Below are 23759 nucleotides of genomic sequence, written 5' to 3' on the forward strand. Positions count from 1 at the left end.
GTTTCCGTTGCGGTATCGGGGGTCGAAAATCGACCGCCCGGTTTGGCGAATTGTGCCGGCATCCTATATAAGGAGCGACATGATTCCTCTATCGAACGTGATCCGTTTTGACTGACCAGACGACCCCGCGCGCGCCAGGCGATCCCCACGGTATCGAGCCGGTTTCCATTATCGAGGAAATGCAGCGCTCCTATCTCGACTACGCCATGAGCGTGATCGTGAGCCGCGCGCTGCCCGACGTGCGCGACGGGCTGAAACCGGTGCATCGGCGCATCCTCTACGCCTCGCATGAAAGCGGTTATCACTGGAACCGCAAATATGTGAAGTCGGCGCGGCCGGTCGCCGACGTGATGGGTAAATACCATCCCCACAGCGACGCCTCGATCTACGACGCCCTGGTGCGCATGGCCCAGGACTGGTCGATGCGCCTGCCGCTGATCGACGGCCAGGGCAACTTCGGCTCGATCGACGGCGATCCGCCGGCGGCGATGCGTTACACCGAGGCGCGGCTGACCAAGGCCGCGCACGAGATGCTGGAGGATATCGACAAGGAAACCGTCGATTTCCAGGACAATTACGACGGCTCGGCCAGCGAGCCGAAAGTGCTGCCGGCGCGGTTTCCCAACCTGTTGGTCAGCGGCTCGGGCGGCATCGCGGTCGGCATGGCGACCAACATCCCGCCGCACAATCTGGGCGAGGTCTGCGACGCCGCGATCGCCATGATCGACAATCCGGCCATCGAACTGCCGGCCTTGATGGAGATCGTGCCCGGCCCGGATTTCCCCACCGGCGGCCTGATCCTCGGGCGCGCCGGCATCTACAGCGCCTACGACACCGGCCGCGGCTCGATCCAGATGCGCGGCAAGGTGCATGTCGAGCCGGCCCGCAACGATCGCGAGGCGATCATCATCACCGAGGTGCCCTACCAGGTCAACAAGGCGACGATGATCGAGAAAATGGCCGAACTGGTGCGCGACAAGCGCATCGAGGGCATTTCCGACATTCGCGACGAAAGCGACCGCCAGGGCTACCGGGTGGTGATCGAGCTGAAGCGCGACACGGTCGCCGACGTGGTGTTGAACCAGCTCTACCGCTATACGCCGCTGCAGACCTCGTTCGGCGCCAACATCGTCGCGCTCAACGGCGGCAAGCCGGAACTGATGACCCTGCGCGACATCCTGCGCGCCTTCGTGTTCTTCCGCGAGCTGGTGGTCAGCCGGCGCACGAAATATCTTTTGAAGAAGGCGCGCGACCGCGCCCATGTGCTGGTCGGCCTGGCGATCGCGGTCGCCAATATCGACGAGGTCATCAAGCTGATCCGCACCGCGCCCGACCCGCAGACGGCGCGCCAGCAATTGATGGAGCGGCGCTGGCCGGCCGCCGACGTCGAGGCGCTGATCCGGCTGATCGACGACCCGCGCCACCGCATCAACGAGGACGGCACCTATAATCTGTCTGAGGAGCAATCGCGCGCCATTCTGGAGCTGCGCCTGCAGCGGCTGACGGCGCTCGGCCGCGACGAGATCGGCGACGAGCTCAACACGATCGGCGAGGAGATCAAGGACTATCTCGACATTTTGTCGTCGCGCCTGCGCATCCAGCAGATCGTCAAGGACGAGCTTGTGGCCGTGCGCGACGAGTTCGGCACGCCGCGGCGCACCCAGATCGTCGAGGGCGGCCCGGACATGGACGACGAGGACCTGATCCAGCGCGAGGACATGGTCGTCACCGTTACCCATGAGGGCTATCTCAAGCGGGTGCCGCTGTCGATCTACCGGGCCCAGGCGCGCGGCGGCAAGGGCCGCTCGGGCATGGCGACCAAGGACGACGATTTCGTCACCCGGCTGTTCGTGGCCTCCACCCACACGCCGATCCTGTTCTTTTCCTCGCGCGGCATCGTCTACAAGGAAAAGGTCTGGCGCCTGCCGATCGGCACGCCGCAATCGCGCGGCAAATTCCTGCGCAACATGCTGCCGCTGGAAGAGGGCGACCGTATCACCGCGATCATGCCGCTGCCCGAGGACGAGGAACGCTGGGGCGAACTCGACGTGATGTTCGCCACCACCCGCGGCACGGTCAGGCGCAACAAGCTGTCGGATTTCGTCCAGGTCAACCGCAACGGCAAGATCGCCATGAAGCTCGACGCCGAAGACGCGATCCTGAACGTGGCCACCTGTACCGAAAACGACGACGTGCTTTTGACCGCCGACAGCGGCCAGTGCATCCGCTTCCCGGTCACGGACGTACGGGTGTTTGCCGGGCGCAACTCGGTCGGCGTGCGCGGCATCGCCATGGGCGAGGATGACCGGGCGATCTCGATGACGATCCTGGAAAGCGTCGACGCCAGCGCCCCGCAACGGGCGGCCTATCTGCGCCGCGCCGCCGCCGAACGGCGGCTCGCCACCGGCGAGGACGAGGATATCGGCCTGACCAACGAGGAGGTCAGTGAGGTCGAGGAGCTCAACGACGAGTTCTACGAGTTCATGAAGCAGCACGAGCAATTCGTTCTGACCGTGACGGAATTCGGCTACGGCAAGCGCTCGTCGTCCTACGATTTCCGCGTCACCGGCCGCGGCGGCAAGGGCATCCGCGCCACCGACGTGTCCAAGGCCGAGGAGATCGGCCGGCTGGTGGCGACCTTCCCGGTCGCCGACGACGACCAGATCATGCTGGTCACCAATGGCGGCCAGGTGATCCGCGTGCCGGTCGGCGGCATCCGCATCGCCAGCCGCGCCACCAAGGGGGTGAAAGTGTTCAGCACCGCCGAGGGCGAGCGCGTGGTCTCGGTCGAGCGCATTTCGGAAGCCCAGGACGAGGCCGTGGACGCCATCGACGCGGAGGCCCCAGACGTCGAGGCGGCGGCGACGGACACGCCGGCCAGCGATGGCCCGGCCCCCGAGACACCCGACGGCGAGGCCTGAGGCGCTCAATCCGCGCGCCGGACAAGAACCTGTGTGCAAAAAGCGGAAAGCCGCCCCTGGGGCGGCTTTCGGCGTCATGGTATGGCAAACGGCGGCGTTTCGCCCGCCGCGAAGCCGGAGCCGGGCGCTCAGCGGCGCGAGAGCTGGAACGAGTTCTTTTCGGCGGCGCGCAGCTCGATCCGGGCCCGCTGGGCTTCCTCGTAGAATTTGAACGCGGTGGCGATCAGCATGGCAATGGTCATCGCTGCGGCAAGCAAGGTGATCAGCATGGTATCGTCTCCTTCGTTCCTAACAACGATTCAAAACCGGTTTGGTTTCATCCGTCTGTGCGTTGTCTTACACAGGTCCGCTTGAATGCCGGCTGATCGCGGCGTTCATATTCGGTTCATGTCGGCGCGCGGCGGCCTTGCCCCGCGCCATTGCAGCCGATTGCCTTTGCCAGCCAACGGACTTAAAAGCCTGCACCCATGACCCAACATGTCGCCATCTACGCCGGTTCCTTCGATCCCCTGACCAACGGGCATCTCGATGTGCTCAAGGGCGCCTTGTCGATCGTCGACCGCGTCATCGTCGCCATCGGCATCCAGCCGGGCAAAAAGCCGGTGTTTTCCTTCGACGAGCGCCTGGAACTGATCCACAAGGTCGCGGCCAGCGAATTCGATGGCCAGAGCGCGCAGATCGAGGTGGTGTCGTTCGACCGGCTGCTGGTCGACGCCGCGCGCCGCCACGGCGCCACGATCATGATCCGCGGCCTGCGCGACGGCACCGATCTCGATTATGAAATGCAGATGGCCGGCATGAACGAGACCATGGCGCCGGAACTGCAGACAGTGTTCATTCCCGCCAGCCCGTCGGTGCGCACCATTACCGCCACACTCGTGCGCCAGATTGCCTCCATGGGCGGCGACATCAGCGCGTTCGTGCCGGACGTGGTGAAGGCGGCCCTGGACGAAAAATTCCCCCGTTGAAGGAACATCTTATGCTGCGAACGATCTTTTCTCGCACGCTGGCCGCAGCCCTGCTGGCCGGCGGACTTGCCTCCGGCGCCATGGCGGCCGAGCCGGAAAACACCATGATCATCACGCTCAAGGACGGCGACGTCACCATCGCGCTCAAGCCCGAGATCGCGCCCAAGCACGTCGAGCAGATCAAGGCGCTGGTGCGCGAGGGCGCCTATGACAACGTCGCCTTCCACCGCGTCATCGACGGTTTCATGGCCCAGACCGGCGATGTCGAGTTCGGCGACATGAAGGACGGGTTCGACGCCGCCCGCGCCGGCACCGGCGGTTCGGCGCGCAGCGACCTGCCGGCCGAATTCTCCGACGCCAATTTCGTGCGCGGCACGGTCGGCATGGCGCGCGCCCGCGATCCGAACTCCGCCAATTCGCAGTTTTTCATCATGTTCGCGCCCGCCCCCAATCTCGACGGCGCCTATACGATCGTCGGCGAGGTCGAGGACGGCATGGACAAGGTCGACGCCATCAAGCGCGGCGACCCGGCGCAGAACGGCGTGGTGGCAGAGCCCGACCGGATGCTCAAGGTTCGCATAGCCGCCGACGGCGAGTGATCGCGGCGACAATAACCCAAGGAAAGGACGACTTATGGCCGAGATCAAGGATCCGGAAAACACCATCGTGATGGAGACCACGCAGGGACAGGTGGTGATCGAGCTTTTGCCCGACCTGGCGCCCGGCCATGTCGGCCGCATCAAGGAACTGACGCGCGAGGGCGCCTATGACGGCGTCGTCTTCCACCGCGTCATCGACGGTTTCATGGCCCAGACCGGCGACGTGCGCTACGGCAAGTCGGGCGGCGCGTCCTTCGACCCGTCGCGCGCCGGCATGGGCGGCTCCGACAAGCCGGACCTGAAGGCGGAGTTCTCCAACGCCAACCATGGCCGCGGCGCCTGTTCGATGGCCCGCTCGCAGAACCCGAATTCGGCCAATTCGCAGTTCTTCATCTGCTTCGGCGACGCCTCGTTCCTCAACCGCCAATATACGGTCTGGGGCCAGGTCATCGAGGGCATGGACAATGTCGACAAGATCAAGCGCGGCGAGCCGGTGCAGGATCCCGACAAGATCGTGTCGATGAAGGTCGCGGCCGACGCGTGATGAAAAACCGCGCCGCCGCCCTTGCGTTCTGTCTCGCCGCGACGGCCACGCCGGCGGTTGCCAGCGGCGGGATCGCGTGCACGGGCGACGGCGTTGCGGTCGATCTTTCGGTCGGCCGGCTCGCGGTGATCTCGGTGTTGCGCGCCACCGTCGAGATCGGCGGCAAGGTCTGGTCGACCGACCCCGAAATCGTGCCCGGCACGCCGATCGCCGTCGGCCAGGCGTTCGAGGACGAAAGCCGTCTGCTGGTCGATTTTACCGACGAGGCGGTCAACGCGATCGTTGGCCGGTTGCGTGTGTTTTTTCTGACGGAGGGCGACGGTTACGCCGCCGGAGGCGTGTTCTCGTTCAAGGACGAGGGCGTCTTCGTCGTCGACTGTTCCGAACGCGGATGAAGGTCGATCAGTTCGATTTCGCGCTGCCCGAAGAGCGCATCGCCTTGCGGCCGGCCGAGCCGCGCGACGCGGCCCGCATGCTGGTGGTGCGGCCGGGCGCCGGGCTCGACGACCGCGGCGTCGGCGACCTGCCGTCCTTCCTGAAGCCGGGCGACGTCGTCGTGTTCAACGACACCAAGGTGATCCCGGCCAGGCTCACCGGCATCCGTCGCCGCGGCGAGAACCAGGCGCATATCGAAGCGACGCTGCATAGGCGGGTCGGACCCGATCGCTGGAAGGCGTTCCTGAAGCCGGCCAAGCGCGTCGAGGCGGGCGAACGCATCCAGTTCGGCCATGACGGGGCGGTGTGCCTGACCGGCAGTCTCGACGCCACCGTCGCCGAAAAGGGGCAGGGCGGCGAGGTGCTTTTGGCCTTCGACCTGTCCGGACCGGTGCTCGACGAGGCCCTGGAGGCTGTCGGCCACATTCCGCTGCCGCCCTATATCGCCGCGCGGCGGCCCGACGACGACCGCGACCGGCGCGACTACCAGACGATTTTCGCGCGCGAGGAGGGGGCCGTTGCCGCCCCGACGGCGGGGCTGCATTTCACCCCGGCGCTCTTGTCGGCGCTCGACGCGGCCGGCGCGGAGCGGCACTGCGTGACGCTGCATGTCGGCGCGGGCACGTTCCTGCCGGTCAAGGCCGACGACACCGACGACCATGTGATGCACGAGGAGTGGGGCTCGATCTCCGCCCAGACGGCGGCGGCGCTCAACCAGGCGCGGGCGCGCGGCGGCCGGATCGTGGCGGTCGGCACCACCACGCTCAGGCTTCTGGAAAGCGCGGCCGGTCCCGACGGGCGTTTCGCCGAATGGGCGGGCACGACCGACATCTTCATCACCCCGGGTTACCGGTTCCGCGCCGTGGACGTGCTGATGACCAATTTCCACCTGCCGCGCTCGACGCTGGTCATGCTGGTCTCGGCCTTCGCGGGCGCGGAAACGATCCGCGACGCCTATCGCCACGCGATCGAGAGCGGCTATCGGTTTTATTCCTACGGCGATGCGTGCCTGCTGTTCCGGGCGCGCGCAGAATGATCCACTACTGCGGCGCATTCCAAGACGCCTGCCTTTCAGCCGGTTGAAAATCGCGATGACGCAAAGCTTTGAGTTTTTACTGCTGGCGACCGACGGCGCGGCGCGGCGTGGCGAAATTTCCACGCCGCGGGGCACGATCCGCACGCCCGCCTTCATGCCGGTCGGCACCGCCGGCACGGTCAAGGCGATGTATATGGACCAGGTGCGCGCGCTCGGCGCCGACATCATCCTGGGCAACACCTATCATCTGATGCTGCGCCCGGGCGCCGAGCGCGTCGCCAGGCTCGGCGGGCTGCACGCATTCGCCCGCTGGCCGCATCCGATCCTGACCGATTCGGGCGGCTTCCAGGTGATGTCGCTGGCGCAATTGCGCAAGCTTTCCGAAAAGGGCGTCACCTTCAAGTCGCATATTGACGGCGCGGTGCACGAGATGTCGCCGGAGCGCTCGATCGAGATCCAGGGCCTGCTCGGCTCCGACATCCAGATGCAGCTCGACGAATGCGTGGCGCTGCCGGCCGAGCGCGACGTGATCGAACGGTCGATGGAACTGTCGCTGCGCTGGGCGGAGCGCTGCAAGACGGCCTTCGGCGACCAGCCCGGCCGGGCGATGTTCGGCATCGTGCAGGGCGGCGACGACGAGGCGCTGCGCGTGCGCTCGGCCGAGGCGCTGACCGCGCTCGACCTGAAAGGCTATGCGGTCGGCGGGCTGGCGGTCGGCGAGCCGCAGCCGGTGATGCTGGCCATGCTCGACGCGGTGTGCCCGGCGCTGCCGCAGCACAAGCCGCGTTATCTGATGGGCGTCGGCACGCCCGACGACATCGTCAAGTCGGTGCAGCGCGGCATCGACATGTTCGACTGCGTCATGCCGACCCGCGCCGGCCGCCACGGGCTCGCCTATACCAGGCTCGGCAAGATCAATCTGCGCAATGCCCGCCATGCCGAGGATCCGCGCCCGCTCGACGCCGAAAGCGACTGCCCGGCCGCGCGCGACTATTCCCGCGCCTATCTGCACCATCTGGTCAAGGCGGGCGAGGCGCTGGGCGGCATGCTTTTGACCTGGAACAACCTGTCCTACTACCAGACGCTGATGCAGGGTCTGCGCGACGCGATTGCGGCCGGCCGGCTTGCCGACCACGCCGCCGGGTTGGCCGAAGGCTGGGCGCGGGGCGACGTGCCGCCGGTGTGAACCGCTCCCGGCAGGCCTGCGTAGGAAGAGGAGACGGCGCCGGCGCCGCCCGCCGGCGCGGAAACCCTTATCCTTCGAGGTTGTCTTGGCCGACTATCTTTCAGCCTATGGTGTCGCGCTCGTCCTGTTCCTGATCGCCGACGGGTTGTGGCTCGGCATCGCCGGCCCGCGCGTCTATCGCCCGCGCATCGGCGCGATCCTGCGCGACAGCCCGCTTGTGGCGCCGGCGGCGGTGTTTTACCTGCTCTACGTCGCCGGGCTGGTCTATTTCGCCGTTGCGGACAATCTCGCCGGCGGCACGGTCCTCGCCGGTGTCCGCGACGGGGCGCTGTTCGGATTCTTCTGCTATCTCACCTTCAACGCCACCAGCCTCTCCCTCATTCGCGGTTACGACCGGACGATCGCGGTGCTGGACACCGGCTGGGGCGCCGTCCTCGGCGGCCTGGTCGCCGGCGCGACGGTGGCGATCATGAACTGGGCAGCTTTCACGTGACCGGCTCCGTCGTCAGGTGCTGAGCGCGTTCGAGGCCCGCAGGCTGCAGCCGGAAATGCGAAAGACGCCGTCCGCCTGCAGTTCGAGCGTATAGACGGCGACATAGCTGCGCCCGTCGGGACCGACCACATGAACCTTTTGCAGGATCGTGGTCTGACTGAGTTCCTTCGCGGCGCCAAAGGCATAGCTCTGCGGCTGCCGCACGGGGGCGTAGCCGCGCTCGACCATGCTCATGAAGGCGCCGACCGTGGGGTAAAGCCTTTTGATGGTCGGGGCGGCGTGGCTGTAGGCGGCCGCGCCGTCATCCGCCTGGAATGCCTGCAACTGCTTGTCGATCGTCGACTGGGCGGCCTGAATTTCAGCCTCGCCGGCAAGGACGGGCGCGGCGCCCAGAAGGGCCAGGGTGAGGGCGATTGCGCGATAGTGGGCCATTGTTCCGCTCCGGGCTTGGGCCGTCCGGCGGCCTTGCCGGACCAAACGGCCTTCTTGGTCATCGAAAACGTATACGACAAAGAGAAGCTGCCGGTTTCATCCCGCCGGCGGCCAGGCCGCAGCCCGCGCGCCCCGGACACCTCGCGACCGGCGGCAAAGATCGGCGCCCGTCTGTGCCCGGCAGGGTCGATGGATCGATTTTTGGCGCCCTGCGCTTGATTTCGTCCGGCGAACCCTTTGTTATGCAAGTCACAGGGGAATTGTTGCGTGGTTGCATTCGATGAGATGCGGCCCGACGGCACCACGGTCCGCGGGCCTTACGCGAGCTACAATGACTGGCTGAAAGCGCAGGACGCGGCGCGTCTGGCGGAAAAGGCGAGCGACGCCGAACAGGTTTTCCGCAAAACCGGCATCACCTTCGCCGTCTACGGCGAGGCCGAGGCGGCCGAGCGGCTGATCCCGTTCGACATCGTCCCGCGCATCATTTCCGGCAGCGAATGGCGTCGCCTGACCCAGGGCATCGAGCAGCGCGTGATGGCGCTGAACGCGTTTCTCGACGACATCTACCACCGCCAGGAGATCCTGCGCGCCGGCCGGGTGCCGAAGGAGCTGATCGCCAACAACGAGGCGTTTCAGCCCGAAATGATCGGCGTGCGCCCGCCGGCCGGCGTCTACACCCACATTATCGGCGTCGACATCGTCAGGACGGGCGAGAACGAGTTCTTCGTGCTGGAGGACAATGCGCGCACCCCGTCGGGCGTGTCCTACATGCTGGAAAACCGCGAGACGATGATGCAGCTCTTTCCCGAGCTGTTCCAGTCGATCAGCGTGCGGCCGGTGGAGAACTATCCGCAATTGCTGCGCCAGTCGCTGTCGCGCGTCAGGCCGGACGGCTGCCGCAGCGAGACGCCGCGCGTGGCGGTGCTGACGCCCGGCATCTACAATTCGGCCTATTTCGAGCATGCCTTCCTGGCCGACCAGATGGGGGTCGAACTGGTCGAGGGCTCCGATCTGAGGGTCGTCGACGGCCGGGTCGCCATGCGCACGACCGAGGGCTACAAGGCGATCGACGTGCTTTACCGCCGTGTCGACGACGCCTTCCTCGACCCCTTGACCTTCAGGCCCGATTCCGCGCTCGGCGTGGCAGGCATCATGGACGTCTACCGCGCCGGCAACATCACCATCGCCAACGCACCTGGCACGGGGATCGCCGACGACAAGGCGATCTATTCCTACATGCCCGAGATCATCGAGTTCTACACCGGCCGCAAGCCGCTGCTGGGCAATATTCCGACCTGGCGCTGTGCGGACAAAGACAGCCTCGCCTATGTGCTGGAGCATCTCGGCGAACTGGTGGTCAAGGAGGTGCACGGCTCCGGAGGCTACGGCATGCTGGTCGGGCCGGCGGCTTCGAAAAAGGAGCGCGAGGCGTTCGCCGAAAAGCTCGCCGCCAGGCCGGGCAACTATATCGCCCAGCCGACCCTGTCGCTGTCGACCTGTCCGGTTCTGACCGGGGCCGGTCTGGCGCCGCGCCATGTCGATCTGCGCCCGTTCGTGCTGGTCTCCGACAAGGTCCAGATCGTGCCGGGAGGGCTGACGCGGGTGGCGCTGAAGGAGGGCTCGCTGGTCGTCAACTCCTCCCAGGGCGGCGGCACCAAAGACACCTGGGTGCTCGATGATTGAAGGGGGTGAGTAGGGAGTAGGGAGTAGGCTTGTGGGTCGGGAGGAGGAAACAAGATCATTAGGCAACATCAATTCCTACAGGGACCTCCTCATTTGGCAGGTGGCAATCGACATTGCGGTGGCATGTTACGAGGCGACGAAATCACTGCCGCCAAGCGAACTTTACGGCCTGACCAGCCAAATTCGTCGTGCGGCAACGTCGATCCCCGCCAACATTGCCGAGGGCTATGGCAGGGAGAGCCGCGCCGCGTTCATTCAGTTTCTGCGCATCGCCCAAGGATCGCTGAAGGAACTCGAAACGCATTTGTTTCTGGCGACCAAGCTGGACCTGCTTGTCGACGACGTCTCCGGCGCGATTCTTTACCGAACGGACGAATTGGGGCGCATGTTGCGCGGCATGATTCGCAGTCTTCAGCGAAAACGATGACACCGTTGCTTTCGATCTGGCCATGGCCGAGCAGGGCTCAGGGCTCCCCGAAGCCAGGAGGGGCGTTTCCGGGCTTGACCACCACTACCACCTATTTTCTACGCACTATTCACTGCCGTTACGGAGCGGGCTGCCATGCTGCTCGGTAGAACCGCCAACGGGCTCTACTGGATGAACCGCTATATCGAGCGGGCCGAGAACATGGCCCGGCTCGTCGATGCCGGCCTGCGCCTGTCGCTGACGCGCACGACCACGCCGGCCGAGGAATGGGCCTCGGTGATCGTCAGCGCCGGCCTGAAGGGGGAGTTTGAGGCCCGCCACGACGAAGCCACCGTGGAGACCGTGTCGGAATTCCTGCTGCGTGATCTGACCAACCCGTCGAGCGTGATGGGTTCGATCGAGACGGCGCGCAACAATGGCCGCATGGTGCGCACGGCGCTGACGCGCGAGACCTGGGAAAGCCTCAACGAGGCCTGGATGGCGATGAAACGCATGCTGGCCCGCCCGGTCGACGCGCGCGAGCTGCCCAAGGTGCTGGACGCCATCAAGCGCGAGACGGCGCTGATCCGCGGCGCGTTCTACGGCACCATGCTGCGCAACGAAATCTTCGACTTCGCCCATATCGGCACCTTCGTGGAGCGCGCCGACAACACCGCCCGCATCATCGACGTGAAATATTACGTGCTGTTGCCGTCGCTGTCCTGGGTCGGCTCGACGCTCGACAATTACCAGTGGGAATCGATCCTGCGCTCGGTCGCGGCCTATCGCTCCTACGGCTGGGTCTACGAGGGCGAATACAAGCCCGCCAACATCGCCGACTTCCTGATCCTCAACAACCGCATGCCGCGATCGCTGGCGTTCTGCTACCGCAACATTGCCGAGAGCCTCAATTTTCTGGCGGCTGAATACGGCCCGCGCCACAGCTGCCACGACATTGTCGAGACCACGCTCGGCAAGATCAAGGACAACTCGATCGAACATATCTTCGACATCGGTTTGCACGAGTTTCTGTCCGACTTCATCGTCGAGAACGACCGGCTGGGCAACGAGATCGCCCGCGACTACCGGTTCTACTGAACAGCGGGACTGGAAGAATGCGTCTCAAAATCAGCCACCACACCGAATACAGCTACGATGCGCCGGTAGGCTATGCGCTGCAGCGGCTGCGACTGATCCCCAAGCAGGATCCCGTTCAGACCGTGCACGGCTGGGAACTGTCGATCGAGGGCGCGCGCGAGGAGGTGCGCTTCCGCGACCAGTTCGCCAACGAAACCGTGCTGATCAGCGCCGAGGGCGGCCGGCACGCCATTACCGTGGAAGCGCACGGCGAGGTCGAGACCAGCGACACGGCCGGCGTGGTCGGCGAGCATCGCGGCTTCGCGCCGCTATGGCTGTTTCGGCGTGAAACGGCGCTGACGAAGGCCGGCCCCGGCGTGGCGCGCCTCGTCGAGGCGATGGGCGCGGCCTCCGACGTGGAGCGCCTGCACACGCTGATGGCCGCGATCGCCGACACCGTCGCCTACCAGACCGGGACCACCGACGCCGAAACGCCGGCCGAAGAGGCGATCAAGCGCGGCACCGGCGTGTGCCAGGACCACGCCCACATCTTCGTGTCGGCGGCGCGCCGCACCGGCCTTCCGGCCCGTTATGTCAGCGGCTATCTGCATATGGACGGCACCGACGAGCAGGCGGCGAGCCACGCCTGGGCCGAGGTCCATGTCGACAGCCTGGGCTGGGTGGGCTTCGATCCGGCAAACCGCGTCTCGCCCGACGCGCGTTACGTGCGCGTGGCGACCGGCCTCGACTATCGCGACGCCTGTCCGATTTCCGGCATCCGCCATGGCAGTGGCGAAGAACAGCTTGCGGTTCGCGTCACTGTCGAGCAGTAATCTACGCCAACCGAGTTTTCAGGCGGATTCTCCCGATGACCTATTGCGTCGCGCTCAACATGGATTGCGGGCTGGCCTTCATGTCCGACACCCGCACCAATGCCGGTGTCGACAGCATCTCCACCTTCAAAAAGATGTTTTCGTGGACGAAGCCGGGCGAGCGGGTGATCGTTCTGCTGGCGGCCGGCAATCTGGCGACCACCCAGTCCGTCGTCAGCCTGCTCGACGAACGCGCCAAGGCGCCGCACGAACGCTCGCCCTCGCTGTTGGAAACGCCGTCCATGTACCAGACCGCGCGGGTGGTCGGCGATCTGTTGAAGGAGGTCATTTCCGGCTCCGTACCGGCCGGCCAGAACCAGGACGCGTTCGGCGCCTCCTTCATCCTCGGCGGCCAGATCCGCGGCACCGACCCGCGGCTGTTCATGATCTATCCCGAGGGCAATTTCGTCGAGGCCGGCGCCGACACGCCGTTTTTCCAGATCGGCGAGATCAAATACGGCAAACCGATCCTGGTGCGCGCCTTCGATGCGGGCATGAGTTTCGCCGAGGCCGCCAAGCTGCTGCTGGTTTCGTTCGATTCCACGGTGAAATCCAACCTGTCGGTCGGATTGCCGCTCGACATGCAGTTTTACGAGCGCGACAGTTTCGCCCTCGGCAAGCAGATCCGCGTCACCGCCGACGATCCCTATTACCGTACGATTTCAGACGGCTGGTCGGACGCGCTGAAGACGGCCTTTCGCCAACTGCCCGATTTTCCGCTTTAATCCGGCGCGCCGGATCGACAGCGGTCAGAAAATCCTTGCAATCGGCCGCCTTTCGTTTTTTCTTTATTCGAAAGAAAAACGAAAGCGAGCTTACGCCGATGTATCTGACGCCGCGCCATACCGCCATCATCGACCGGGCCAAGCAGCACGGGCGGGTGACGGTCGAGGACCTGGCCGCCGCGTTCGGCGTCACGCCGCAGACGATCCGCAAGGATCTCAACGATCTGTGCGATCAGCGCCATCTCACCCGCATCCATGGCGGCGCGCTCTACCCGTCGGGCATCGAAAACATGCAATACGAGGCGCGGCGCAAGATCGCGGCCGACGAAAAGGCGGCGATCGGCCGCGCGGCCGCGCGCCTGATCCCCGACAGCGCCTCGCTGTTCATCAATATCGGCACCACGACGGAGGCGGTGTCGCGGGCGCTGCTCGATCACAACGGATTGATGGTGATTACCAATAATATCAACGTTGCCAACAGGATGCGGGTCTACCCGTCGATCGAGGTGGTGATTGCCGGCGGCGTGGTGCGCGGCGCCGACGGTGGCGTTGTCGGCGAGGCGGCGGTCGATTTCATCCGCCAGTTCAAGGTCGACTATGCCGTGATCGGCACGTCGGCGATCGACCAGGACGGCGCGCTGCTGGATTTCGATTTTCGCGAGGTCAAGGTCGCGCAGGCGATCATCGCCAATGCGCGCCACGTCATTCTGGTCGCCGATTCGACCAAGTTCGAACGCACCGCGCCGGTGCGCATCGGCCATCTGTCGCAGGTCGACACCTTCATCACCGATCAGTGCGGCTTCAAGGCGATCCGCGCCATCTGCGCCGAGGCCGACGTGCGGCTGATCGAGTCGGGCCAATAGCGGCACGCTAACGGAAACTTTCGTTTGACACGCGCTTTTATTTCGATTTAGTTCTTTTTAACGCTTTCGTTTCGCGTCTATGTTGCATTGCGAAAGCCGGGAGGAATTCTTGAGCAACGACCGGCTCTACGACATCGCCGTCATCGGCGGCGGCATCAATGGCTGCGGCATCGCCCGCGACGCGGCGGGGCGCGGCTATTCGGTGTTTCTGGCCGAGCAGAACGATCTCGCCAGCGGCACCTCGTCCTGGTCGACCAAGCTCATCCATGGCGGCCTGCGTTATCTGGAATTCTACGAATTCCGGCTGGTGCGCGAGGCGCTGATGGAGCGCGAGGTGTTGTGGCGCCTGGCGCCGCACATCATCTGGCCGATGCGGTTCGTGCTGCCGCATCACAAGGGCCTGCGGCCGGCCTGGCTGCTGCGGCTCGGCCTGTTTTTGTACGACCACATCGGCGGGCGTAAATTGCTGCCGGCCACCAAGACGCTCGACATGCGCCGCGACGCGGCCGGCAAGCCGCTGAAACCGCTGTTCGCGCGCGCCTTCGAATATTCCGACTGCTGGGTCAACGACGCCCGCTTCGTGGTGCTCAACGCCCGCGACGCCGCCGATCGCGGCGCCGAGATTCGCACCCGAACCAAGATCGTGCGCGCTGTCCGCGACGGCGACGTCTGGCGCATCGAAACCCAGGATCGCGACACCGGTTTCAAGCAGGCGCTGCGCGCGCGCATGCTGGTCAACGCGGCCGGTCCCTGGGTCGACGAGGTGCTGGCGGGCGCGCTCGGCAAGAACGGCGTCGCCAATGTGCGACTGGTCCAGGGCAGCCATATCGTCATCACGCGCAAATTCGACGATCCGCGCGCCTATTTCTTCCAGAACCGCGACGGCCGCATCATCTTCGCCATCCCCTACGAGGAGGATTTCACGCTGATCGGCACCACCGATCGCGATTATGACGGCGAACCCGGCAAGGCGGCGATCAGCGAGGAGGAAATCGACTATCTGTGCGCGGCGGCCAGCGAGTATTTCGCCGAGCCGGTTCGTCGCGCCGACATCGTGTGGACCTATTCGGGCGTGCGCCCGCTCTACGACGACGGCGCCTCCAAGGCGCAGGAAGCAACGCGCGACTACGTGCTGAAGGGCGAGGGCGGCGACGGCCAGGCGCCGCTGGTGAATATTTTCGGCGGCAAGATCACCACCTATCGGCGGCTGGCCGAGGCGGTGCTGGAGCGGATCGGCGCCGAGATCGGCAAGAAGGGCGCACCGTGGACGGGCGCAGAAAGCCTGCCCGGCGGGGATTTTCCGGTCACGGGATTTGCCGACGCGGTCGAAGGGCTGCGCGCGGATTACGCCTTTCTTGAACCCGCGCATGCCCGCCGGCTGGTGCGTCTTTACGGCACGCGCGCGCGCACCATACTCGGCGCCGCGCGCACGCAGGCCGATCTGGGCCGCTGTTTCGGGGCCGACCTTTACGAGTGCGAGGTGCGCTATTTGATGGAAAACGAATGGGCGGTCAGCGCCGAGGACGTGCTGTGGCGCCGGACCAAGCGCGGGCTGCGGCTGTCGGAAGAGGCGGCGGCGGGCCTGGAGGCGTTCATGCGCGAGACCGGCGCCCGGGCCGGCAACGCGGCCGCGGGCTAGGCTGGAGCGGGCGGATGCTTGAACTGAGGAACGTGTCCAAGATCGTCGGCGGCGACACGCATATTCGCGACGTGTCGCTGGCGATCGAGCGCGGCACGCTCAACGTGCTGCTCGGCCCCACGCTCGCCGGCAAGACGACGCTGATGCGGCTGATGGCCGGGCTCGACGTGCCCACCGCCGGCAGCGTTTGGTTCGACGGCGCCGACGTGACCGGGGTCGCGGTGCAAAAGCGCAACGTCGCCATGGTCTACCAGCAATTCATCAACTACCCGGCGATGACGGTCTACGAAAACATCGCCTCGCCGCTCAGGGTGGCCGGCACCGCCGCCGACCAGATCGACAAGGAGGTGCGCCGCGCCGCCGAATTGTTGCGGCTGACGCCCTATCTCGAGCGCACCCCGCTCAACCTGTCGGGCGGGCAGCAGCAGCGCACCGCGCTGGCGCGCGCGATGGTCAAGAATGCCGGCCTGGTGCTGCTCGACGAGCCGCTCGCCAATCTCGACTACAAGCTGCGCGAGGAACTGCGCGACGAACTGCCGAAGATTTTTGCCGAATCCGGCGCGATCTTCGTCTACGCCACCACCGAGCCGCACGAGGCGCTGCTTCTGGGCGGCAATACGGCCACGCTGTCGCAGGGCCGGGTGACGCAGTTCGGCTCCACGATCGACGTGTTCCGCAACCCGGTCGACCTCGTCACCGCCCAGACCTTTTCCGACCCGCCGCTGAACACGATCGACGTGGTCAAGACGGGCGCCGCCTTCGAACTGGGCAACGATGTGCGCCTGAATGTCGCCGACGGGTTTGCAGCACTCGCCGACGGCGCCTACCGCGCCGGTTTCCGCCCGCACCACCTGACGCTTGAAAGCCCGTCGCCGGACGCCGGCGAACTGACGGCGACGGTGACGGTGACCGAACTCACCGGCTCGGAAAGCTTCGTGCATCTGGATTTTGCCGGCCAGAGCTGGGTGATGCTGGCGCCGGGCATCCACGATTTCGAGGTCGGCAGCCAGATCAGGGCGTTCATCGACACGCGCCATGTGATGATCTTCGATGCGCAGGGACGCACGGTTGCCGGTGTCGACGCTCTGACGGGGCGGGGAGGACACGATGGCCAGGATTGAACTCGACCATATCCGCCACTCCTATCTCGCCCAGCCGGCGCGCGACGACGATTATGCGCTGAAGGAAGTGCACCACGTGTTCAAGGATGGCGGCGCCTATGCGCTGCTCGGCCCGTCGGGCTGCGGCAAGACCACCTTGCTCAACATCATCTCCGGGCTGCTGCACGCCTCCGAAGGCCGGCTTCTGTTCGACGGCGAGGACGTCTCGCACTACCCGACCGAAGCGCGCAACATCGCCCAGGTGTTCCAGTTCCCGGTCGTCTACGACACGATGACGGTCTACGACAATCTCGCCTTTCCGCTGCGCAATCGCGGCGTCGGCGAGGCCGAGGTCGCGCGCAAGGTGCGCGAGACGCTCGAGATGATCGACCTGAACGACTGGGCCGACCGCAAAGCCCAGGGCATGACCGCCGACCAGAAGCAGAAAATCTCGCTCGGCCGCGGCCTGGTGCGCTCCGACGTCAACGCCATCCTGTTCGACGAGCCGCTGACGGTGATCGACCCGCACATGAAATGGGTGCTGCGCTCGCAGCTCAAGCTGCTGCACAAGCGCTTCGGCCACACCATGGTCTATGTCACGCACGACCAGACCGAGGCGCTGACCTTCGCCGATTCCGTGGTGGTGATGTATGAGGGCGAGATCGTCCAGATCGGCACGCCGGCCGATCTGTTCAAACGGCCCAGGCACACTTTCGTGGGGTATTTCATCGGCTCGCCGGGCATGAACGTGCTGCCGGTCTCGGTCTCCGGACGCCAGGCGCGCTTCGGCGACGAAACCATCGAACTGCCCGGCGCGCCGAAAACGCCGATGGGCGGGGCGATCGAGCTCGGCGTACGTCCCGAATTCGTGCGCATCGGCCGCCAGGGCATGCCGGCGACGATCCACAAGGTCGAGGATATCGGCCGCCAGAAGATCGTGCGCGCCGTGGTGGACGGCCATGCGTTGGCGGCGGTTCTGCCGGAGGACGGCGAGATACCGGCCGAGCCGCGCATCAGCTTCGCGCCCGAGGGCATCAACATCTATGCCGGCTCCTGGCGCGTCGACTACGACAACGCGGCCGAGGGAGAAACGGCATGAACAAGCCCTGGAACAACAAGGCCTGGTTCCTGGTGCTGCCGGTGCTGGCGCTGGTGGCGTTTTCGGCCGTGATTCCGCTGATGACGGTGGTCAACTATTCGGTCCAGGACACGTTCGGCGGCAACCAGTTCTTCTGGGCCGGCACGGAATGGTTCGAGGAAATCCTGTCGTCCGACCGGTTCTGGGCCGCGATGGGCCGCAATCTGGTGTTTTCGGGGATCATTCTGGCCATCGAGGTGCCGCTCGGCATCCTGATCGCGCTCAACATGCCGCGCCGCGGCTGGGGCGTGTCGGTGTGCCTGGTGCTGATGGCCTTGCCGCTGCTCATTCCCTGGAACGTGGTCGGCACGATCTGGCAGGTTTTCGGCCGCATCGATATCGGCCTTCTCGGCCGGGCCACCTGGGCGCTGGGCATCGACTACAATTACGTCAACGACCCGTTCGACGCCTGGATCACGGTGATCGTGATGGATGTTTGGCACTGGACCAGCCTGGTGGTGCTGTTGTGTTATGCCGGGCTGGTCTCCATTCCCGACGCCTATTACCAGGCCGCGCGCATCGACGGGGCCTCGCGCTGGGCGGTGTTCCGCTACATCCAGCTGCCGAAGATGAAGCGGGTTTTGACCATCGCCATCCTGCTGCGCTTCATGGATTCCTTCATGATCTACACCGAGCCGTTCGTCGTCACCGGCGGCGGGCCGGGCAATTCGACGACGTTTTTGTCGATCGACCTGGTCAAGACGGCGATCGGCCAGTTCGACCTTGGCCCGGCGGCGGCGATGTCGCTGATCTACTTCCTAATCATCCTGCTGTTGTCGTGGGTGTTTTACACCGTCATGACCAATTACGACGCGGAGAAGTGAGATGGCCGCGACCGATAACGCCATGACCGCAACCCGCGCCCCGGCCGTGCGCATCCGCCGGCGCGGCGAGCGCGCGCGCTTCGCCTGGCTGGTGCCGACGCTCTATATCGTCTTTTTGATGCTGCCGATCTACTGGCTCGCCAATATGAGCTTCAAGACCAATCAGGAGATCCTCGGCGCGTTCTCGCTGTGGCCGCAGGAGCCGACGCTGCGCAACTACGCCGTCATCTTCACCGATCCATCCTGGTATTCGGGCTACATCAACTCGATCATCTACGTGGTCATGAACACGGTGATCTCGGTCACCGTGGCGCTGCCTGCGGCCTACGCGTTCTCGCGCTACCGCTTCCTCGGCGACAAGCACCTGTTCTTCTGGCTTCTGACCAACCGCATGGCGCCGCCGGCGGTGTTCGCGCTGCCGTTCTTCCAGCTCTATTCGGCCTTCGGCCTGATCGACACCCATATCGCGGTCGCCATCGCGCACTGCCTGTTCAACGTGCCGCTGGCGGTGTGGATCCTGGAAGGCTTCATGTCCGGCGTGCCCAAGGAGATCGACGAGACCGCCTATATTGACGGCTATTCGTTCCCACGCTTCTTCGTCAGGATCTTCATGCCGCTGATCGCCTCGGGCATCGGCGTGGCCGCCTTCTTCTGCTTCATGTTTTCCTGGGTCGAGCTGCTGATCGCGCGCACGCTGACGACCACCGACGCCAAGCCGATCGCCGCGACCATGACGCGCACCGTGTCGGCCTCCGGACTCGACTGGGGCGTGCTGGCCGCCGCCGGCGTGCTGACCATCATCCCGGGCGCGCTCGTGATCTGGTTCGTGCGCAACTATATCGCCAAGGGTTTCGCCCTGGGGAGGGTGTGATGGAGCGCACGCGCAACTGGAAACTGCCGCTGGCCGGCCTGCTCGCCGCCTATGGTCTCGCTGCCTGGCTGCTGGCCAACCGGCTGCCGGTCAAGGACGGGGCGATCGACTGGCAGGCCTCTTTGTTTCCGGGCTCGTGGATGGCGTGGTCGTTTCCGAGCGCGCTGTTTTTCCTGACCATTTTTCTGTTTCTGGCGCTGATGGCGATCTGGGAATATGCGCGCCCCGGCGGCCATCCGCGCGTCGGCATCCTGCGTTTCGAGACGACGCGCGGCGACAGGCTGTTCGTTTCGCTGCTCGGCAGCGCCTTCATCCATCTCGCTTGGCTGGGTCTTGTCGGACCCGGCCTGTGGTGGGCTCTCGCCCTGTCGGCGGTCTACGCGATCGGCGTATTCCGTTTCGTCTAGGGCGGGGAACTGACCGGCCGGGCGCAAGGCCCGCGTTCGGATTTCATCGGTAACCTTGGGAGGAATTGATGAGACGCCATTTAATGACATCGACCGCGGCGCTGGCGCTGCTTCTGACGGCGGGGCCGGCCTTCGCCGACATGGAGGCCGCCAAGGCCTTCCTCGACGCCGAGATCGGCGACATGTCGTCGCTCGACCGGGCCGCGCAGGAAGCCGAGATGCAGTGGTTCATCGACGCGGCCGAGCCGCTGGCCGGCATGGAGATCAAGGTGGTGTCGGAAACGATCACCACGCATGAATACGAATCCAAGGTGCTGGCGCCCGCCTTCACCGCCATCACCGGCATCAAGGTCACGCACGACCTGATCGGCGAGGGCGACGTGGTGGAGAAGCTGCAGACGCAGATGCAGTCGGGCGAGAACATCTATGACGGCTACATCAACGATTCCGACCTGATCGGCACCCATTGGCGCTACCAGCAGGCGCGCAATCTGAGCGACTGGATGGAAAACGAGGGCAAGGACGTCACCAATCCGAACCTCGACATCGACGACTTCATCGGCAAGTCGTTCACCACCGCGCCGGACGGCAAGCTGTACCAGCTTCCCGATCAGCAGTTCGCCAATCTGTACTGGTTCCGCTACGACTGGTTCAACGACGAGAAGAACCAGGCCGAGTTCAAGGAGAAATACGGCTACGATCTCGGCGTGCCGGTCAACTGGTCGGCCTATGAGGACATCGCCGAGTTCTTCACCGGCCGCGAGATCGACGGCAAGAAGGTCTACGGCCATATGGACTACGGCAAGAAGGATCCGTCGCTGGGCTGGCGGTTCACCGATGCGTGGCTGTCGATGGCCGGCAACGGCGACAAGGGCATCCCCAACGGGCTGCCGGTCGACGAATGGGGCATCAAGGTCGACGAGAATTCGCGTCCGGTCGGCTCGTGCGTGGCCCGCGGCGGCGACACCAACGGCCCGGCCGCCGTCTACGCCATCCAGAAATATCTCGACTGGATGAAGGCCTACGCCCCGGCCGCAGCGCAAGGCATGACCTTCTCGGAGTCCGGTCCCGTGCCGGCCCAGGGCGAGATCGCCCAGCAGATGTTCATGTACACCGCCTTCACCGCCGATATGGTCAAGGACGGGCTGCCGGTGGTCAACGAGGACGGCACGCCGAAATGGCGCTTCGCCCCGTCGCCGCACGGCGTCTACTGGAAGGACGGCATGAAGCTCGGCTATCAGGACGCCGGCTCCTGGACGCTGATGAAATCGACGCCCGACGACCGCGCCAAGGCGGCCTGGCTCTACGCCCAGTTCGTGACCTCGAAGACCGTCGACGTGAAGAAGAGCCATGTCGGCCTGACCTTCATCCGCCAGTCCACGCTCGATCATGAGAGCTTCACCGACCGCGCGCCCAAGCTCGGCGGCCTGATCGAGTTCTACCGCTCGCCGGCGCGGCTGCAATGGTCGCCGACCGGCACCAACGTGCCCGACTATCCCAAGCTGGCGCAGTTGTGGTGGCAGGCGATCGGCGATGCCTCGTCGGGCGCCAAATCGGCCCAGGAGGCGATGGATTCGCTGTGCGCGGAGCAGGAGCGGGTTCTGGAACGCCTGGAGCGGGCCGGCGTGCAGGGCGAGTTCGGCCCCAAGCTCGCCGAGGAGCACGATCTCGAGTACTGGAACAAGGACGCAGTCGAAAAGGGCAACCTGGCGCCGCAGCTCAAGGTCGAGAACGAGAAGGAACAGCCGCAGACCGTCAATTACGACGATCTGGTCAAGAGCTGGCAGTAAGTCCGGCCTGGCCGGCGGCGGGGGCGGCGTGGCCGCCCCCGTTCCTGTCCCGTGCCGGGCAGACCGGCAGGGGCTGCGTCCTTCAACCCGCATATGATACGACCGTCCCATGAGCAGACATATTCTCGCCATCGACCAGGGCACCACCTCCTCGCGCGCCATCGTGTTCGACGCCGACATGAAGATCGTCGCGATCGGCCAGGAGGAATTCGCACAGCATTATCCGGCCTCGGGCTGGGTCGAGCACGATCCCGAGGACATCTGGACGACCGTGGTGTCCACGGTGAAGACGGCGCTGGAAAAGGCCGGGCTTGCGGCCGGCGACATCGCCGCGATCGGCATCACCAACCAGCGCGAGACCGTGGTGGTGTGGGACAAGGCGACCGGGGAACCGATCCACAACGCGATCGTGTGGCAGGACCGGCGCACGGCGCCGCTATGCGCGCGGCTGAAGAAGAAGCGGCTGGAGCCGAAATTCACCAAAAAGACCGGCCTGCTGCTCGACCCCTATTTTTCCGGCACCAAGATCGCCTGGCTGCTCGACAAGGTGAAGGGCGCGCGCGCCCGCGCCGAGCGCGGCGAGCTTCTGGCCGGCACGATCGACAGTTTCCTGATCTGGCGGCTGACCGGCGGCGCCGTGCACGCCACCGACGCCACCAACGCCTCGCGCACGCTGGTCTACAACATCGCCGACAATCGCTGGGACGACGAGCTGCTCGAAATTCTGGGCATTCCCGCCGCCATGCTGCCGACCGTCAAAAACTGCGCCGACGATTTCGGCGCGACGCGCAAGGATTTGTTCGGCGCCGAAATCCCGATCCGCGGCGTGGCCGGCGATCAGCAGGCGGCGACGATCGGCCAGGCCTGTTTCGAGCCGGGCATGATGAAGTCGACCTACGGCACCGGCTGTTTCGCGCTGCTCAACACCGGCGCCGACATGGTGCGCTCGAAGAACCGGCTCCTGACCACCATCGCCTACCGCCTCGACGGCCGTACGACCTATGCGCTGGAGGGCTCGATCTTCATCGCCGGCGCGGCCGTGCAATGGCTGCGCGACGGGCTAAAAATCATCGAGAAGGCGGACGAGACCGGAAAACTCGCCGAGCGGGCCGACCCGACCCAGGACGTCTATGTGGTGCCCGCCTTTGTCGGGCTCGGCGCGCCGCATTGGGACGCCGACGCGCGCGGGGCGATCTTCGGCCTGACGCGCAATTCGGGACCGGCGGAACTGGCCCGCGCGGTGCTGGAATCGGTCGCCTACCAGACCCGCGATCTCTTGCAGGCGATGCGCAAGGACTGGAAGGCGGGCGCCTCGCAGACCGTGCTGCGCGTCGACGGCGGCATGGTCGCCTCCGACTGGACGATGCAGTGCCTTGCCGACATTCTCGACGCCGCCGTCGACCGGCCGCAGATCCTGGAAACCACGGCGCTCGGGGCGGCGTGGCTGGCCGGCTCGAAGGTCGGGCTGTGGCCGAACGCGCAGGCCTTCGCCGAAAGCTGGGCGCTCGATCGCCGGTTCGAGCCGCGCATGGAGGCGGCCGAACGCAAGCGCAAGATCCGCGGCTGGACGGACGCGGTCAATCGCACGCTGTCGCGCTGAGGCAGAGCGCGCGGGCACAGCGCCTGTCGCGGCCGCAAGATGGTGGCGTTCAAACCCCGGCGCAGGGACCCGGACGAGCGTTTCTTTGTGATCGGTTAGGGATAAGCACCATCGTCGCGCGCTCATCTTGACATGCGGCCCTCCAAAACT

Annotated in this window: 24 protein-coding genes; 22 read left to right on the plus strand and 2 right to left on the minus strand. The window is 65.4% G+C overall.

Annotated elements, in window-relative coordinates:
• Window positions 1-107 precede the first annotated feature (107 nt).
• Entirely contained in the window at window positions 108-2921 is a 2814-nt protein-coding gene (gene gyrA, locus ACT2B0_RS07945; RefSeq protein ID WP_473463328.1) for a DNA gyrase subunit A, read from the plus strand.
• A gap of 128 nt (window positions 2922-3049) precedes the next feature.
• Here the strand turns inward: gyrA and ACT2B0_RS07950 are convergent, their stop codons facing one another.
• The gene (locus tag ACT2B0_RS07950) at window positions 3050-3190 is read right to left on the minus strand and encodes a hypothetical protein (protein WP_473463331.1); all 141 of its coding nucleotides are present in this window, start codon (window positions 3188-3190) and stop codon (window positions 3050-3052) included.
• Window positions 3191-3388: 198 nt separating this feature from the next.
• On the opposite strand from ACT2B0_RS07950, the gene coaD reads away from it, so the two are divergent.
• The 7 genes from coaD (at window position 3389) to ACT2B0_RS07985 (ending at window position 8182) form a co-directional block, all read left to right on the plus strand.
• Window positions 3389-3889, plus strand: a complete 501-nt coding sequence (gene coaD, locus ACT2B0_RS07955) for a pantetheine-phosphate adenylyltransferase (RefSeq protein ID WP_473463333.1) — start codon at window positions 3389-3391, stop codon at window positions 3887-3889.
• A gap of 11 nt (window positions 3890-3900) precedes the next feature.
• Window positions 3901-4488, plus strand: coding sequence for a peptidylprolyl isomerase (locus tag ACT2B0_RS07960; protein ID WP_433963182.1), 588 nt, complete (start codon window positions 3901-3903; stop codon window positions 4486-4488).
• A gap of 34 nt (window positions 4489-4522) precedes the next feature.
• Window positions 4523-5032: a peptidylprolyl isomerase gene (locus ACT2B0_RS07965; RefSeq protein WP_106569575.1), complete on the plus strand. Its 510-nt coding sequence runs from the start codon at window positions 4523-4525 to the stop codon at window positions 5030-5032.
• Window positions 5032-5427, plus strand: coding sequence for a hypothetical protein (locus ACT2B0_RS07970; protein ID WP_473463336.1), 396 nt, complete (start codon window positions 5032-5034; stop codon window positions 5425-5427). Before ACT2B0_RS07965 ends, ACT2B0_RS07970 begins: the two co-directional genes overlap by 1 nt.
• Window positions 5424-6503, plus strand: coding sequence for a tRNA preQ1(34) S-adenosylmethionine ribosyltransferase-isomerase QueA (queA, locus tag ACT2B0_RS07975; RefSeq protein ID WP_473463338.1), 1080 nt, complete (start codon window positions 5424-5426; stop codon window positions 6501-6503). Before ACT2B0_RS07970 ends, queA begins: the two co-directional genes overlap by 4 nt.
• A gap of 55 nt (window positions 6504-6558) precedes the next feature.
• Window positions 6559-7689, plus strand: a complete 1131-nt coding sequence (gene tgt / locus ACT2B0_RS07980; RefSeq protein WP_473463340.1) for a tRNA guanosine(34) transglycosylase Tgt — start codon at window positions 6559-6561, stop codon at window positions 7687-7689.
• A gap of 85 nt (window positions 7690-7774) precedes the next feature.
• Window positions 7775-8182 (plus strand): DUF2177 family protein, encoded by a 408-nt coding sequence (locus ACT2B0_RS07985; protein WP_473463343.1) that lies wholly within the window; start codon window positions 7775-7777, stop codon window positions 8180-8182.
• 12 nt (window positions 8183-8194) lie between these two features.
• On the opposite strand, the gene ACT2B0_RS07990 is transcribed toward ACT2B0_RS07985, so the two are convergent.
• Entirely contained in the window at window positions 8195-8614 is a 420-nt protein-coding gene (locus ACT2B0_RS07990) for a DUF4864 domain-containing protein (protein ID WP_473463345.1), read from the minus strand.
• 267 nt (window positions 8615-8881) lie between these two features.
• Here ACT2B0_RS07990 and ACT2B0_RS07995 point away from each other — a divergent pair, with 267 nt between their 5' ends.
• From ACT2B0_RS07995 to glpK, 14 genes are all read left to right on the plus strand, one after another.
• On the plus strand, window positions 8882-10297 hold the full coding sequence (locus ACT2B0_RS07995) for a circularly permuted type 2 ATP-grasp protein (protein ID WP_473463348.1): 1416 nt from the start codon (window positions 8882-8884) through the stop codon (window positions 10295-10297).
• Window positions 10298-10328: 31 nt separating this feature from the next.
• Window positions 10329-10724, plus strand: coding sequence for a four helix bundle protein (locus ACT2B0_RS08000; protein WP_473463350.1), 396 nt, complete (start codon window positions 10329-10331; stop codon window positions 10722-10724).
• A gap of 135 nt (window positions 10725-10859) precedes the next feature.
• Window positions 10860-11801: an alpha-E domain-containing protein gene (locus ACT2B0_RS08005; RefSeq protein ID WP_473463353.1), complete on the plus strand. Its 942-nt coding sequence runs from the start codon at window positions 10860-10862 to the stop codon at window positions 11799-11801.
• A 17-nt stretch (window positions 11802-11818) separates the two neighbouring features.
• Window positions 11819-12613, plus strand: coding sequence for a transglutaminase family protein (locus ACT2B0_RS08010; RefSeq protein WP_473463355.1), 795 nt, complete (start codon window positions 11819-11821; stop codon window positions 12611-12613).
• 35 nt (window positions 12614-12648) lie between these two features.
• Window positions 12649-13377, plus strand: a complete 729-nt coding sequence (locus tag ACT2B0_RS08015; RefSeq protein WP_473463358.1) for a proteasome-type protease — start codon at window positions 12649-12651, stop codon at window positions 13375-13377.
• A 98-nt stretch (window positions 13378-13475) separates the two neighbouring features.
• Window positions 13476-14240, plus strand: a complete 765-nt coding sequence (locus tag ACT2B0_RS08020) for a DeoR/GlpR family DNA-binding transcription regulator (protein WP_473463360.1) — start codon at window positions 13476-13478, stop codon at window positions 14238-14240.
• A 109-nt stretch (window positions 14241-14349) separates the two neighbouring features.
• Window positions 14350-15879, plus strand: a complete 1530-nt coding sequence (gene glpD, locus ACT2B0_RS08025) for a glycerol-3-phosphate dehydrogenase (RefSeq protein WP_473463363.1) — start codon at window positions 14350-14352, stop codon at window positions 15877-15879.
• Between the two features lie 14 nt (window positions 15880-15893).
• Window positions 15894-17000, plus strand: coding sequence for an ABC transporter ATP-binding protein (locus tag ACT2B0_RS08030; protein WP_473463365.1), 1107 nt, complete (start codon window positions 15894-15896; stop codon window positions 16998-17000).
• Window positions 16987-18078: an ABC transporter ATP-binding protein gene (locus tag ACT2B0_RS08035; protein ID WP_473463368.1), complete on the plus strand. Its 1092-nt coding sequence runs from the start codon at window positions 16987-16989 to the stop codon at window positions 18076-18078. Before ACT2B0_RS08030 ends, ACT2B0_RS08035 begins: the two co-directional genes overlap by 14 nt.
• A complete protein-coding gene (locus ACT2B0_RS08040; RefSeq protein WP_348054280.1) occupies window positions 18075-18941 on the plus strand; it encodes a carbohydrate ABC transporter permease in 867 nt (288 codons plus the stop codon). The genes ACT2B0_RS08035 and ACT2B0_RS08040 overlap by 4 nt, the downstream gene beginning before the upstream one ends.
• Before the next feature lie 22 nt (window positions 18942-18963).
• Window positions 18964-19812 carry a carbohydrate ABC transporter permease gene (locus ACT2B0_RS08045; protein ID WP_156712915.1) on the plus strand — a complete coding sequence of 283 codons (849 nt, stop codon included), beginning with the start codon at window positions 18964-18966 and terminating at the stop codon, window positions 19810-19812.
• Window positions 19813-19952: 140 nt separating this feature from the next.
• Window positions 19953-20219, plus strand: a complete 267-nt coding sequence (locus ACT2B0_RS08050; RefSeq protein WP_156712916.1) for a DUF2160 family membrane protein — start codon at window positions 19953-19955, stop codon at window positions 20217-20219.
• 68 nt (window positions 20220-20287) lie between these two features.
• On the plus strand, window positions 20288-22009 hold the full coding sequence (locus tag ACT2B0_RS08055) for an ABC transporter substrate-binding protein (RefSeq protein WP_348054276.1): 1722 nt from the start codon (window positions 20288-20290) through the stop codon (window positions 22007-22009).
• A 109-nt stretch (window positions 22010-22118) separates the two neighbouring features.
• Window positions 22119-23609 (plus strand): glycerol kinase GlpK, encoded by a 1491-nt coding sequence (gene glpK / locus ACT2B0_RS08060; protein WP_473463371.1) that lies wholly within the window; start codon window positions 22119-22121, stop codon window positions 23607-23609.
• Window positions 23610-23759 lie beyond the last annotated feature (150 nt).

It is taken from the genome of Nitratireductor sp. J20-h4 (genome assembly GCF_056780505.1).

What these genes read in the sequence shown, in the direction of transcription:
- ACT2B0_RS07950 (WP_473463331.1), bottom strand. Translation starts at nt 3,190, where the DNA reads ATGCTGATCACCTTGCTTGCCGCAGCGATGACCATTGCCATGCTGATC.
- coaD (WP_473463333.1), top strand. Translation starts at nt 3,389, where the DNA reads ATGACCCAACATGTCGCCATCTACGCCGGTTCCTTCGATCCCCTGACC.
- ACT2B0_RS07960 (WP_433963182.1), top strand. Translation starts at nt 3,901, where the DNA reads ATGCTGCGAACGATCTTTTCTCGCACGCTGGCCGCAGCCCTGCTGGCC.
- ACT2B0_RS07965 (WP_106569575.1), top strand. Translation starts at nt 4,523, where the DNA reads ATGGCCGAGATCAAGGATCCGGAAAACACCATCGTGATGGAGACCACG.
- ACT2B0_RS07970 (WP_473463336.1), top strand. Translation starts at nt 5,032, where the DNA reads ATGAAAAACCGCGCCGCCGCCCTTGCGTTCTGTCTCGCCGCGACGGCC.
- queA (WP_473463338.1), top strand. Translation starts at nt 5,424, where the DNA reads ATGAAGGTCGATCAGTTCGATTTCGCGCTGCCCGAAGAGCGCATCGCC.
- tgt (WP_473463340.1), top strand. Translation starts at nt 6,559, where the DNA reads ATGACGCAAAGCTTTGAGTTTTTACTGCTGGCGACCGACGGCGCGGCG.
- ACT2B0_RS07990 (WP_473463345.1), bottom strand. Translation starts at nt 8,614, where the DNA reads ATGGCCCACTATCGCGCAATCGCCCTCACCCTGGCCCTTCTGGGCGCC.
- ACT2B0_RS08005 (WP_473463353.1), top strand. Translation starts at nt 10,860, where the DNA reads ATGCTGCTCGGTAGAACCGCCAACGGGCTCTACTGGATGAACCGCTAT.
- ACT2B0_RS08010 (WP_473463355.1), top strand. Translation starts at nt 11,819, where the DNA reads ATGCGTCTCAAAATCAGCCACCACACCGAATACAGCTACGATGCGCCG.
- ACT2B0_RS08015 (WP_473463358.1), top strand. Translation starts at nt 12,649, where the DNA reads ATGACCTATTGCGTCGCGCTCAACATGGATTGCGGGCTGGCCTTCATG.
- ACT2B0_RS08020 (WP_473463360.1), top strand. Translation starts at nt 13,476, where the DNA reads ATGTATCTGACGCCGCGCCATACCGCCATCATCGACCGGGCCAAGCAG.
- ACT2B0_RS08030 (WP_473463365.1), top strand. Translation starts at nt 15,894, where the DNA reads ATGCTTGAACTGAGGAACGTGTCCAAGATCGTCGGCGGCGACACGCAT.
- ACT2B0_RS08035 (WP_473463368.1), top strand. Translation starts at nt 16,987, where the DNA reads ATGGCCAGGATTGAACTCGACCATATCCGCCACTCCTATCTCGCCCAG.
- ACT2B0_RS08040 (WP_348054280.1), top strand. Translation starts at nt 18,075, where the DNA reads ATGAACAAGCCCTGGAACAACAAGGCCTGGTTCCTGGTGCTGCCGGTG.
- ACT2B0_RS08045 (WP_156712915.1), top strand. Translation starts at nt 18,964, where the DNA reads ATGACCGCAACCCGCGCCCCGGCCGTGCGCATCCGCCGGCGCGGCGAG.
- ACT2B0_RS08050 (WP_156712916.1), top strand. Translation starts at nt 19,953, where the DNA reads ATGGCGTGGTCGTTTCCGAGCGCGCTGTTTTTCCTGACCATTTTTCTG.
- ACT2B0_RS08055 (WP_348054276.1), top strand. Translation starts at nt 20,288, where the DNA reads ATGAGACGCCATTTAATGACATCGACCGCGGCGCTGGCGCTGCTTCTG.
- glpK (WP_473463371.1), top strand. Translation starts at nt 22,119, where the DNA reads ATGAGCAGACATATTCTCGCCATCGACCAGGGCACCACCTCCTCGCGC.